General features: G+C 67.3%; 6 protein-coding genes and 1 pseudogene. 2 read left to right on the forward strand and 5 right to left on the reverse strand.

All coding sequences use genetic code 11. The features are described from left to right. Positions 1 to 3: 3 nt before the first annotated feature. The 4 genes and pseudogenes from NXI30_22690 to NXI30_22705 all read right to left on the reverse strand — a co-directional run bounded on the left by NXI30_22690 (position 4) and on the right by NXI30_22705 (position 6,032). Complete coding sequence (locus NXI30_22690; GenBank protein MCR9097039.1) at positions 4 to 1,836, reverse strand: NAD(P)/FAD-dependent oxidoreductase; 1,833 nt, start codon at positions 1,834 to 1,836, stop codon at positions 4 to 6. Between the two features lie 39 nt (positions 1,837 to 1,875). Next, positions 1,876 to 3,591, reverse strand: coding sequence for a DUF3556 domain-containing protein (locus NXI30_22695; GenBank protein MCR9097040.1), 1,716 nt, complete (start codon positions 3,589 to 3,591; stop codon positions 1,876 to 1,878). A 149-nt stretch (positions 3,592 to 3,740) separates the two neighbouring features. Beyond that, positions 3,741 to 4,877 (reverse strand): annotated as a pseudogene (locus NXI30_22700) (nitronate monooxygenase family protein). A gap of 93 nt (positions 4,878 to 4,970) precedes the next feature. Then, a complete protein-coding gene (locus NXI30_22705) occupies positions 4,971 to 6,032 on the reverse strand; it encodes an ecdysteroid 22-kinase family protein (protein ID MCR9097041.1) in 1,062 nt (353 codons plus the stop codon). A 139-nt stretch (positions 6,033 to 6,171) separates the two neighbouring features. On the opposite strand from NXI30_22705, the gene NXI30_22710 reads away from it, so the two are divergent. Together NXI30_22710 and NXI30_22715 are read left to right on the forward strand one after the other, a co-directional pair. Beyond that, the gene (locus NXI30_22710) at positions 6,172 to 7,788 is read left to right on the forward strand and encodes an NAD(P)/FAD-dependent oxidoreductase (GenBank protein MCR9097042.1); all 1,617 of its coding nucleotides are present in this window, start codon (positions 6,172 to 6,174) and stop codon (positions 7,786 to 7,788) included. A gap of 260 nt (positions 7,789 to 8,048) precedes the next feature. Next, positions 8,049 to 9,785: an NAD(P)/FAD-dependent oxidoreductase gene (locus tag NXI30_22715; protein MCR9097043.1), complete on the forward strand. Its 1,737-nt coding sequence runs from the start codon at positions 8,049 to 8,051 to the stop codon at positions 9,783 to 9,785. On the opposite strand, the gene NXI30_22720 is transcribed toward NXI30_22715, so the two are convergent. Further along, positions 9,733 to 12,561 carry a PQQ-dependent sugar dehydrogenase gene (locus NXI30_22720; GenBank protein MCR9097044.1) on the reverse strand — a complete coding sequence of 943 codons (2,829 nt, stop codon included), beginning with the start codon at positions 12,559 to 12,561 and terminating at the stop codon, positions 9,733 to 9,735. The two genes, NXI30_22715 and NXI30_22720, sit on opposite strands and share 53 nt — an antisense overlap. Positions 12,562 to 12,778 lie beyond the last annotated feature (217 nt).

Here is a 12,778-nt window from a genome sequence, read left to right on the forward strand (position 1 = left end):
GGGTCAGTCTTCGCCAAGCGCGTAGTCGAGCTCGAGCCCCTCGAATCCGCCCTTCTCGCGCCACTCCGCGAGGAGCACACGGTAACCGAAGAGATCCCCGGCGCGGCCGCCGTAGGAACCGTTCCGCGGGTTCGCCTGACTCGGGTCGCCCTCGAAGTTGAAGCGCGAGGGCGTGCAGGCGGCGTCGAAGGCGCCTCGGTCGACGGCGCAGGCGACGATTCCCTCGGTCCAGGCGGCCTCGGCGTCTTCCCGGACGTCGAAGCAGCGAATGCCCGCGTCGACCATCGCGCGGATCGTGCGGGCGAGGTGGTCGGCGCCTTCCACGGTGACGTGGGTGTGGGTGACCGTCACGACGGCCTGCTGGTACGGGGCCGGCATCGTGAAGAAGTTCGGGAAGCCGCGGGTCATGAGACCGTGGAGGGACTGCACGCCGCCCTTCCATTTCGTCTCGATGTCGAGGCCGTCGCGGCCGACGATCGGGTGGCCGGCGCGACGATGGAAGGGCGTGGCCTCGCCTTCGAAGCCCGTCGCGTAGACGATGCAGTCCACGTCGTAGGCGGTCCCATTCGCGACGAGGCCGGTCGGTGTGATCCGTTCGATGCCGGCCGGGCAGTCGACCAGGGTCACGTTCTCCCGGTCCATCGCGGGCAGGTACTCGTCGTGGAAGCAGGGCCGCTTGCACATGTAGCGGTAGTAGGGCTTCATCGCCTCGGCCTTCTCGGGATCCGAGACGAAGGCGTCGACGCGGTCGCGGTGGGCGTCCATGACGGCGTGATCCGCCGCGGCGATTCGACCCACGATCTCCCCGGGCGGGAGCGTGGGGTCGATTCGCGGGCTGAGCAGCGGGGCGTAGTGGTGGGTCCAGCCGTCGTCGACGAGATCCTCTTCGGTCGGCAGCGCGAGCATGATCTTCGCGAAGTTGTCCATCCGTTCCGCCTGCCACCCCGGCGCGAGCGAGGCGGCGAAGTCCGGGTCGGTCGGCCGATTGTCCCGCACGCCGATCGCCGAGGGCGTGCGTTGGAAGACGAGCAACTCTTCGGCGGATTCGGCGAGGGGCGGGATGCACTGGATACCGCTCGATCCGGTCCCGACCACCGCGACCCGCTTGCCCCGAAGTCCCGGGAGCGCGCTCCAGTCGTCCGGGGAGCCGCCGGTGTAGTCGAAGTCCCAGCGCGCGGTGTGGAAGGCGCGGCCCTCGAAGTCGTCCATGCCGGGAATCACGGGCAGCTTCATCAGGTTGAGGATCCCGACGGCCATGATCACGAAGCGGGCGCGGATCGTGTCGCCGCGGTCCGTCGTGATCACCCAGTGCGCGTCGGGCTCGTCCCACTCGCTCCGAAGGACCCGGGTGTGGAAGAGCGCATCGGGGCCGAGCGCGTAGCGCTCGGCGATCGCCTCGAAATGCTCCCGGATCTCTTCGCCGAAGGCGTACCGGGTCGTCGGGACCGTCCCCATCTCCTCGAGCATCGGCATGTAGATGTACGACTCGATGTCGCACATCACGCCCGGGTAGCGGTTCCAGTACCAGGTCCCGCCGAAGCCCCCCGCTTCGTCGAGCAGGCAGAGATCCTCGAAGCCCTGTTCCCGAAGCCTCGCGGCGACCACGATCCCGGCCATGCCCGCGCCGACGATCGCCACGTCGACCCGCCGGGTGACGGCTTCGCGCTCCTCGAAGGGCGTGAAGGGGTCGCGGCGATAGCGGGCGAAGCGGTCGTCGTGCTGGAGGTCGTGGATCGCGGAGCGGTCCACACCGGTCCGGCGATCGCGCTCGAGGCTGTACTTCGCCTCGAGCGCTTCGGGATCCTCTCCTCCGAACGATCGATCCGGCTCCGTCACGTTCGCACCTCGCTGGCGCGCGCAGCCGCTCGGGCGGTTCTATCCGCGAGTGAGCGCTGCGGCGATCTCACCCTCGGGCCACGGCTGGTTCAGCTTGTAGTCCTTCAGGTTGGTGATGCCCTCGGCGATCTTGCCCTCGACGGGGCAATAGACCCGCCAGTGCATCGTCGGGTTGAAGAGCGGCTGTGACTCGACGGAGATGAGCTTGAGCTCGCCCTTCTCGAAGCCACAGATGGGCTGCATCTTCTCGAGCAGCTCGTAGCCGTTCAGGTGCCCGTCACCGAAGTTCCAGCCCAGGATGGTCCCGCCGAAGGTCTCGCCTTCCTGGAACTCGTAGTCGTCGATGTCCTGACCGACGGCCGCCGACAGGGCCTCGAGAAGGGGACGTCCCTGCAGATGGAGCTGCCGGTTCGCGCTCATCGAGGCCTTGGCCGCGGCGAGCTCGGTCGGGTCCTCGATCATCTCCTCGAGCTGCTCGAGGACCGTCGTCGACGGCTTCTTGATCTTCGCGATCTTCTCCCGGTAGTTGCTGTCCTTCTTGAAGAGCCAGACGTTGTAGGCCCAGTTCCCCGCGTAGTACCGCATGGACAGGAGGAACGAGAGCCGCGACGGGAAGAAGTTGCCGAGCGTCGGGATCACGACGAGCGAGAAGAGCATCACCGCGAGCACGACCGGGGCCTGCGTCATCTCGAAGATCGAGTCCGTCGGGTGGAACCAGAAGAGGTTCCAACCGCCGTAGATCATCAGGATGTTCCACTCGACGGGCATGCCGGCGGGGTTGTTGAGGCCGATGAAGCCGTGGAAGCCCGTGAAGAGGATGCAGCCGCCGAGCAGGATCAAGTCGTTGCCCGTCGCGAGGCCGGCGAAGAGGATGAAGGGAATCGCGAACTCGGACAAATGACCGAAGGCGGCCATGAAATGGGCGAAGCGCGAGGGCGTGATGTCGTCGGGATAGTTCGCGAAGAGGTTCTTCTTGAGCGCCTTCGGGAAGAAGGGGCCGTTATTCATCATGACCATGATCACGGAGGGGAAGTGCATGTTCCACTTGGACACGGCGGCCCAGATCCAGATGAACGACCAGGTGAGCTTCGCGCCGGAGACCCAGAGCTCGTCGTCGAAGGCGAAGATGACCGCGCCGATCACGACGAGGTAGTGCTCCGAGCGGGCCATGAGGTAGAGCGTCTTGTCGAGGATCCCGTTCACGATGACTAGGACGAAGCAGGGCAGCAGATGGGCCGGCGTCATCTCCGGCTGGATCAGCGCCCAGAGCAGCAGGATCTGGTTCAGGGAGTAGAGGCTCACGTCGAGCCAGTTGCGGGTATTCCCTCCGATCAGCGGAACGCCCGGAAAGAGCGGGAGCTTGATCGTGCCCGTCCGCGCGAAGTGGCGGTAGCCGCCGTACCACTTGTCGAAGCGTGCGTTCATCGGGCCCCAGCCACAGCCGAAGCCGAAGAGCTCCCAGCACATGGACCAGACCATGGCCTTCTTGAAGGCCTCGCCGGTCATCGCCCAGCTACCGACGTCGAAGAAGCTCGTGTAGCCCGCGTTGAACGTGCACCAGAAGGCCCAGATCGGGATCAGCACGCAGAGGTATTTGATCCAGTAGAGCGCCATGACGGATGGGCGATTGGGTGAGGCGTAGGCCCAGTTCTGGGCGACGAGCTTCGTCCGTTCGGGATAGCTGCTCGCGTTCGCGATGCGCTCGGGCGGGAAGGGCGGAACGTTCGTGCTGGAGTCGGGCTGGGCGGTCGTCATGGCGCGTCTCGGAAACCTCGTGGTGGACGTTCCGGAACGCTCGACGACGCGCCCGGAACACGGACAGGATGGTAGATCGGTTTCGGCGCGCGTCCGCCCCCTGGTGAAGGCCCGGGATGGCGGATTCGAGAGCGCCCGCTATGCGGCGATCAACCCTCGGCGCGCGCCTGGAGCGTGTTGAGATGTTCGATCGCTTCCAGGTAGCCGGTGACGAGTTCCTCGATCACTTCCCGGGACGACTGCACCTCGTTCATCATGCCGACCACCTGGCCGACCGGGTTGAAGGCGACCTCCTGGGATTGGGGCGAAGTCGCGTAGCGGCTGGTCCGGGTGATGCAGTCCATCGTCACCATGTTCTGGAGCGGCATGCCGAGGGGGTCCGGGGTGTCGTCCGCGGCCCAGGCCTCCGTCCAGTCGTTCTTCAGCATTCGGCACGGCTTGCCCGTGAACGAGCGCGAGCGGACCGTGTCCTGGCTCGTTGCGTTGAGGTACGAAGCCATCTGCGCCGGGGACGCCTCGGCTTCCTGGACCGTCAGCCAGATCGATCCCGTCCAGACGCCCTGCGCGCCCATCGCGAGGGCGGCGGCCATCTGCTGGCCCGTCGCGATTCCGCCTGCGGCGAGGACCGGGAGGGGCGCGACCGCCTGGATGATCTGGGGCCAGAGGACCATGCTGCCGATCTCCCCGGTGTGGCCTCCCCCTTCCGTGCCCTGAGCGATGATGAAGTCGAGGCCGGAGGCCTTGTGCTGCACGGCCTGGTGGACCTTGCCGCAGAGCGCCCCGATCACCCGGCCGGACGCCTTCACGCGGGTGACGACCTCGGGCGGGGGCGTCCCGAGGGCGTTCGCGATCATCGCGACCTTCTCGTGCTGGAGCGCGACGTCGAGCTGGGGGGTGGCCGTGGCGAGGCTCATGCCGAGCAGCTCGTGGTGCTTCTCTTCTTCCGGGATCTCGGGGATGCCGTGGTCGGCGAGGAGCTTGGCGGCAAACTCGCGGTGCTGATCGGGGATCGCGGCGCGGAGCTGGGCCTCGAGCTTCTCGGCGTCGAGCTCGCCGATGCCCTCGTATTTCTGGGGGATCACCAGGTCGACGCCATAGGTGATGCCGTCGCCGACGTGCTCGTCGATTCACTTGCATTCGATCTCGAGCTGCTCGGGCGTAAAGCCGACGGCGCCGAGCACGCCGAAGCCGCCGGCGTTCGAGACCGCGGCGACGACGTCGCGGCAATGGGTGAAGGCAAAGATGGGGAACTCGATGCCGAGCTTCTCGCAGAGGTCGGTGCGCATGGGGGCTCCTTCCGGGTCCGCACCGCGTGGCCGAGCCGCGGGCGGCGTCGCCGAACTGAGTAGCGAATTCCGCGGGTCCCCGGACGGTCCGTCCTAGAGGGCGGCCCGCAGCGCCTCGAGCACCTCGAGATCCTCGATCGCCGCGTTGGCGCGACGGAGCAATCCTTCGGCGAGGTCCATGCCGTCGCCGCTCGCGTAGCTGGGCATGAAGGCGAGGAAGGTCGCGATGACGGTGTAGGACGCCTGCAGCCGATGGGCACGCCAGGCATCGTCGATCGACACCTCGACGCCGCCCGCGGCGCGGAGCGCGTCCAGGTAGGTCTGGAGCAGGGCGCGCTCGTTCTTGCGCCGCGCCTCGATGTCGACACTCATCGTCAGGAAGTAGCTCACGTCCCGGAGGTGCGTGCTCGTCTTCGAGAGGCCCCAGTCGAGGAAGCCGACCCGGTCGTCGTCGAGGAAGACGTTGCCGACGTGGAGGTCGCCGTGGATGTAGGTCCGCGGGCCCACGTCCCAGAGCGCGTGGAAGGCGGCGTGATGCTCCACGTACAGCTCGCCGATCGCCTTGTAGGTCTCCGGGAGCGCCTCTGCGTTCTGGTCGAGGACGAAGCGCATCAGGCCGGAGGTCGCTTCGCTTCCGGGGGTGCGGTCGGGCTGCCGCAGCCAGGGGGCGACCTCGTCGCGCGCGGCGTCGCGCTCGAAGCGCGCGTGGAATCGGGCCAGCTCTTCCAGGGCCTTCGCCGCGGCGTCTGCGGGGATCCCCCATTCCCCCTGCGAGAAGCGGCAGCCGCTCGTCGTGAGATCTTCGAGCAGGAGCGCGAAGTCGTCGCCTTCCGCGCCGGCGAAGTAGCAGCGGGGGACACGCAGGTCGATCGTTCCCGAGACGTCCGCGAAGAACTGTGCTTCGCGCTCGCCCATTCCGATGGCGCCGATCATCGCGCGGTGTCCCTCGTCGAGCGGGGCGAGCTTCACGAAGAGCGACGCCGGTCCCGCGCCGTCCTGCTCGTAGGTGAGGCCGATGCGTGCGCGTTGATTGGTCGAGAACGCGTGGTCGAGGAGCTCGACCGACGCCACGGGGGCGTCGAGGATCCCGCTCAGCCAGGCGGGCGTCAGGTCGTCGGGATGGGCGGGGAGGGCGGATCGTTTCGTTTCGGTCATCGGAATTCCATCAATGGGAGGCGGTCCGCGAGTATCGCTGTCTCGACGGTTCCCGCCATCCGGGCGCCGAGGGCGCCCTGACCGGGCGTCCCTGCGCTTCGGAGCGAACGTCCGTCGAATGCGCGACGATCGCGTCGTCATGAGCGAACCGAAGCACCACGAAGCCATCGTGATCGGCGCCGGCGTCTCCGGCATCTACCAGATCAAGCGCCTGACCGATCTCGGGCTCGATGCGATCCTGCTCGAGGCGGACGACGACCTCGGCGGGACCTGGTACCGCAATCGCTACCCCGGCTGCCGCTTCGATTCAGAGAGCTACAGCTACGGCTACTCCTTCTCGAAGGAGCTGCTGGACGAGTGGCACTGGAAGGAGCGGTTCTCCCCCCAGCCGGAGAATCTCCGCTACCTGAACTTCGTCGCGGACAAGTTCGATCTGCGTCGGCACATGCGCTTCGGCGCGCGCGTCACCACGATGACCTGGGACGACGACGCTCGCACCTGGCGGATCGATCTCGACGACGGCGAGGCCTTTACGGCGCGTTTCGTGATCACCGCCCTCGGCCCCCTGTCGGCCCCGACCCCGCCTCGCTACGCCGGGATGGACGACTACGCGGGCGACGCCTTCCATACCTACTACTGGCCGAAGGAGGAGGTTCCGCTCGCAGGACGCCGTGTCGGCGTGATCGGGACCGGGGCGACCGGGATCCAGGTGATCGCCGAGATCGCGGACAAGGTCGACGAGCTCTTCGTCTTCCAGCGGCGCCCGAACTGGAGCGCGCCGCTCGGCAATTCGCCGATCTCCGAGGAGGAGATGGCGGAGATCCGCGCCAGCTACGACGAGATCTTCGCGAACTGCAAGAAGACGGTCGGGGGCTTCGTCCATCTCCCGGATCGGCGCGGGTTCCACAACCTGACGCCGGAGGAGCGTCGGGCCCATTGGGACGAGCTCTACGACACGCCCGGCTTCGCGCTCCTGGCGGGCAACTTCGCCGAGGTCTTCCTCGAGGAGGAAGCCAACAAGGAGATGTCCGACTACATCGCCGATCGGATCCGCGAGCGCGTCGACGATCCCGAGGTCGCCGAGAAGCTGATTCCCAAGGACCACGGCTTCGGTATCCAGCGGCTGCCTCTCGAGACGAACTATTTCGAGGCATACAACCGCGACAACGTCCACCTGGTCGATCTCTCCGAGGCGCCGATCGAACGCTTCACGCGCACGGGGATCCAGACGGCGGCCGAGCACTACGACCTCGATCTGATCGTTCTGGCGACGGGGTTCAACGTCGTCGTCGGCTCCTTCGACAAGATCGAGATCCAGGGAGTCGGTGGCGTGCGCCTCCAGGACGTGTGGAGCGAGGGGCCGACGACGTCGTACGGGTTCTTGACCCACGGCTTCCCGAACCTGCTCATGGTCGCGGGGCCCCAGAGCGTCTCGGGGTCGACGAATTTCCCGCGCGCGATCGAGGACGGCGTCGACTGGGTGACCGGGCTCGTCGAATACATGGAACGCGAGGGGCTCACCCGGGTCGAGTCGCGGCGAGAGATCGAGAAGGCCTGGCACGAGGAGGTCGTCGCGTCCTACGAGCGGATGCTCGTTCGCAACAGCAAGGGCTGGTTCGGGGGCTACAACTCGAACGTGGAAGGGCACGGCGCCGGATCGTTCCACTACATCGCCTACTTCGGCGGCGCGCCTCGATACCGGAAGCTGGTGACGGCGATCGCCGAGGCGGGCTACCGCGAGTTCGACCTGGCCTAGGCGAGTCCGGCGACCGGCGCGTCGGTTCCGGGCATCGAAGCCCTTCGTCGACCGGCTCGCGGTGCGAAACCGGATTCGGGGCGTCCGCGCGTGCGCCGAGCCCGTCTCGTGGCCGGCTGGAGGCGAGGCGGAATGCCTCTAGGCGGTGCATGTCGAGGCTCGGCCGCGCTGGTATCCTCGACCGTCCGCCGGGCGACCCGAACCGACGTCGATCAGAGGTCGCCGTCCGGCTCCAGAAAACGAATGTGCAGGAGTGAAGCATGGCCAGCGGAAACGGAAGCAACGATTCGGTCGAGGAGTTCGACGTCCTGATCATCGGCGCCGGAGTCAGCGGGCTCTACGCGGTCCACCACTTCCGCGAGATGGGGCTCTCCGTGCGGGCCTACGACGGCGCCAAGGACGTGGGCGGGACCTGGTGGTACAACTGCTACCCGGGTGCGCGCGTCGACGGCCCCGGTAGCCCCTACTACTGCTACACGTTCTCCGACGAGCTGATGGAAGAGTGGGACTGGAAGGAGACCCAGTCCGAAGGCTCCGACGTGCTCGAGTACATCGACCACGTCGCGAGCAAGTTCGATCTCCGTCGCGACATCCGGTTCGAGACCTGGGTCGAAGACGCGCGCTACGACGAAGCGACCCAGCGCTGGACGATCGAGACGAGTCGCGGAGAGCGTGCTTCCGGACGCTTTCTGATCTGTGCGAGCGGCGCGCTCTCGACGACGAACATGCCCAACTACGAGGGCATCGACTCCTTCACCGGCGAGATCTACCACACCGGCAAGTGGCCCCACGAAGACGTCTCCTTCGAGGGGAAGCGCGTCGCGGTGATGGGGACCGGATCATCCGGCATCCAGGCGATCCCGGAGATCGCGAAGACCGCGGACCACGTGACCGTGCTCCAGCGGACGGCGCAGTTCGCCTTCCCGGCCGGCAATCGTCCGCTGACGGACGAGGATCGCGCGAATGCGCGCAAGGCCTGGGAAGAGACGAAGGCCATGATGGTCGCGCATCCCGGCGGCTTCCCGCACGAGGGCAACGAGCGTGCGGCCCTCGACTACACCGAGGAAGAGCGCCAGGCCCACTTCGAGAAGCTCTGGAAGATCGGCAGCTTCCACTTCTTCCTGAACGGATACAACGACGTCGCGACGAGCGAAGAGGCCAACGCTTCGCTCTCGAACTTCGTGCGCGGGAAGATCCGGGAGATCGTGAAGGATCCCGAGACGGCCGAGAAGCTGATGCCCGACCACTACGTGATGACCAAGCGGCCGATCCTCGAGGACGGGTACTGGCAGGCGTACAACAGGGACAACGTCGATCTCGTCGACCTGCGCGAGGACCCGATCGAGCGCTTCACCGAGAACAGCGTCGTGACCGCCGCGAGCGGCGAGCACCCGATCGACATGCTCGTCCTCGCGACGGGCTTCGACGCGATCAGCGGCACTCTGCTCAAGCTCAACCCGAAGGGCCGCGGCGGCGTCCCCCTGAAGGAGCGGTGGACCGAACGCTTCCACAACTACCTGGGTATGGTCGTCAAGGACTTCCCGAACCTGTTCATGATCCACGGCCCCGGCTCCCCCGGCGTCTTCTACAACATGCCCCTCGGCGCCGAGCGGCAGATGGGCTGGATCGGCGAGTTCATCCGCCATCAGGAGAAGCACGGCCTCGGCGCCGCGGAGCCCAAGCCGGAGAGCGAAGAGGCCTGGGGCAACGAGGTCCAGGGGATCGCGAACGCCACGCTCTTCCCCAAGACCGACTCCTGGTGGACCGGCGCGAACGTCGAAGGCAAGCCCCGGTACTTCTCCGCCTACCTGGGCGGCGGGATCTACTACATGCGTCTCGCGGACGTGGCCTCGAAGGGGTACGAGGGCTTCGACTTCGAAGAGGCGCGTTGTGAGCGATCGCCTGCCGGATCCGGGCTGAGCGGGGAGCGTGGGCCGAGTCGGCTCAATCGCCGATCGACGAGGCAGATTCTCCGCGTCGCCGCAGGCCGACCGTGAGGAGCGTCGTGACGACGGCGACCGCACCGGCCGCCAGCGCCCCGGGCTCCGGGATCATCACGACTTCCGCCACGCAGTTGTTCGACTCGTCGCCTTCGCGCACGAGATCGAGCGAGTCGGCGCAGGTGATGAAGTGGAATTCGCCGGGTGCGCCGTCGACCTCGCTCGGAACGGCCGCGTTCTGCGGCGTGCAGTCATCGCTCCCGGCATTCCCGATCGCGTCGACGAAGCACTCGGCCAGCGTCGTGTCCTCCGCGTCGAGCACCGCATCCGCCGAGAGGTGGAAGCGGACCTGTGACGGGCCGGCGTCGAGCACGCCCGCGTTGGACACGCGGGTCGTGAGCGCGAGGGGCGCCCCGAGCTCCACCTGCGCCGGCGCCGTGAGCGCGGGGAGCAGGTCGGGCTGCTGATCCGGGTCGCAGACGTCGCCGAGCGCGTCGCCGTCTGCGTTCTCCTGGCCGGGGTCCGGGATCGACGGGCAGAGATCGACCGCGTCGCCGATCCCGTCCTCGTCCGAGTCCAGCCGCGTGACGCCCCCGCTCGAATCGAAGAGCACGTCGTCGATCCAGCTGACGAGCAGGGCGTCCGCGTCGTCGTCGACGGCGAGCGTGCCTCGCGCCATCCGGATCGTCTCGTCGGTCGACCCGACACGGAGCGAGAGGACACTGTTCGTGTGGTCACCCGGCTCGACCAGGAAGGGCGATGGGAGGCCGAGGTCGTTTCGAATCGGCGTCCGATCGATCAGGTTCATGTCCGCCAGGAGGAGGTCCCGTCGGAGATTCATGCTTGTCGTACCGATCCCGGGCTGATGGCACGTGGCGCAATTCACGTCGAGGTAGTCCCGCGCACGGGTCGCGATCGAGGCCGAGGCGTCGTGGATCGCGGCGAGGCGGTCGTAGAAGGCCGCCTGCCCGAGGTCCGTATCGAAGAGACCGAGGCAGTTCCACGTCTCGAGCTGGTTGGCCGGGACGCCCTCGTGATCGAGGGGGCCGTTCAGCTGGACGGTGCGGACGCCGAGAACGCGTCCTGCCGGCGCCGAGTGGCATTCGAGGCAATTCGACGGGGACGGATGGATCCACGTCTGCGATCCGCCGCCGGCCAGCGAGATCTCCTCCCGCACCTCGTCCACGAGCAGGCTCGCTTCGGTGCCGCTCGCATTCCAGCGGTAGGTGAAACCGATCCAGCCGTCGTTCTGGCGGAGCATGATCCGCGTCTCGAGTCGACGCGGCGTCGTGCCCGGCTGCTCGAGCTCGAAGTGCTTCACGAAGACGGTCCCGACCGGGAAGGTCCAGGGCGCATCGGGATCGAACTGGATGCGCTCGGTTCCGGGCAGCGCCATCCAGCGGATCTTCGCTGCGCCGTCGCTCCAGAGGGGCGTGTTCACTTCGTATTCGATCAGGCCCGGCGCGGGCGTGAGCGAGCCGACGTCGCTGAAGAGCCCGGTCTCGGAGAGTGTCTGTGGGTAGTCGCCGATCATCGTGGGATCGGAAGCGGCGGCCGTCCCGATGATCGAGTTGTAGTAGTTCCAGAAGAGGAGCTCGCCGGATTCGTCCTCGCCGAACGAGGAGATCCCGCCGACGTCGAAGAGCTCCTCGTACACGCCGAGACCCGTTCCCGGATCCCGGGTCGTGCGATCCCAGGCGAACACCTTGCCCGAGAAGTCGCCGAACACGTACTGGCCCTGGAGCGAAGCGATCGTTCCGCGATAGACGTAGCCGCCGACGACGGCGAAGCCGACGTCGCGCGTGACGTACTCGAGGTCGGGACGATGCTGCTCGCCGTCGCATCCGCCGGGCGTCACCTCGCGCGTCCCCTCGCAGTCCGGCCAGCCGAAGTCGCGTCCGCCCGGCGTACCGGCCGGGACCCGGTTGACCTCTTCGACCTCTACGCCGCCGACGTCGCCGATCCAGAGGTCGCCGCCCCCCTCGAGATCGAACGAGAAGCGCCAGGGGTTGCGGAAGCCGATGAACCAGACGGGATTGCCGAAGGGGTTGTCGGCGGGGATTCCCGGAGAGAACTCGCTGCCCGAGTCGACGTCGATCCGGAGGAGCTTGCCGTTCAGCACGTTCGGGTCTCTCGAGAGCTCGCGCTGGCCGACGTCGCCGGTCGAGACGTAGAGGTAGCCATCCGGACCGAAGGCGAGCATGCCGCCGTTGTGGAACTGGTCCGAGCCGGGCCGAGGGATCTCGAGGACGACGTAGGCGGACTCGGGCAGGGCACGATCGGGGTTCGTGGGGTCGATCTGGTAGCGGACGATTCGTGCGCAGCGGGCAGACTGGTCGCAGGTCGGAGACTCCGCGGTGTAGTGGACGAAGAACAGGCCGTTCTCCGCGAAGTCGGGATGGAACGCGAGCCCGAGCAGGCCCTCCTCGGTGTCCGAGCTGTCGATGCGTTCGGCGATCTCGAGCACCGTCGAGAGGTCGGAGACGGTCACGTCCGGCTGATTCGGGATCGACCAGAGCGTGCCGAAGTGACCGAGGAGGAAGAGGCGGTTCGTGCCGTCGGGCGGGGCGGCGACGAAGTCGAGTCGCTGCGTCCCCGCGCCGTTCCAGAGCGGGAACGAGCCCGAGAAGACGAGGTCCTCTTCGACCAACGCGCCGTCGAGGGGGAAGCTGTGCCCGGCGAAGGGAATTCGCGTCTCGGGGGAACAGACGGATTGCGCAAGCGCCTGCGGCGTCGCGAGCAGCAGCGTCGCGGCGAGGAGGACGAGCGTCGCGTGCACCGCGAGGCGGAAGGAGGCGACGACGCTGGGAGGACGAGCCGGGCAGGGGGACATGGTCGACGGGCCTCTTTCTCGGCCGTGCGGGGGGTGTCGAGGCTGGACCGGGACCCACCCTGACGCGGTGCGACGGGTCAGCTCGTCTCGTCGCCCGGGAGAAGGTCCCGGATCGGACGATCGGCGAGCTCGTGGAGTGGGTCGCCGTCCATCGGTCGGACTGTATCTCCCGCGGCGGTCGAATTCGGTGGAGATGCGTCGAAGAACGTCGCTTCCG

Source organism: bacterium (assembly GCA_024742285.1).
Lineage (GTDB): Bacteria > Myxococcota_A > UBA9160 > UBA9160 > UBA4427 > UBA4427.

Excerpts from the sequence above, each read along its gene's own strand:
- NXI30_22720 (MCR9097044.1), bottom strand. The coding sequence starts at position 12,561 with ATGTCCCCCTGCCCGGCTCGTCCTCCCAGCGTCGTCGCCTCCTTCCGC.
- NXI30_22695 (MCR9097040.1), bottom strand. The coding sequence starts at position 3,591 with ATGACGACCGCCCAGCCCGACTCCAGCACGAACGTTCCGCCCTTCCCG.
- NXI30_22710 (MCR9097042.1), top strand. The coding sequence starts at position 6,172 with ATGAGCGAACCGAAGCACCACGAAGCCATCGTGATCGGCGCCGGCGTC.
- NXI30_22715 (MCR9097043.1), top strand. The coding sequence starts at position 8,049 with ATGGCCAGCGGAAACGGAAGCAACGATTCGGTCGAGGAGTTCGACGTC.
- NXI30_22705 (MCR9097041.1), bottom strand. The coding sequence starts at position 6,032 with ATGACCGAAACGAAACGATCCGCCCTCCCCGCCCATCCCGACGACCTG.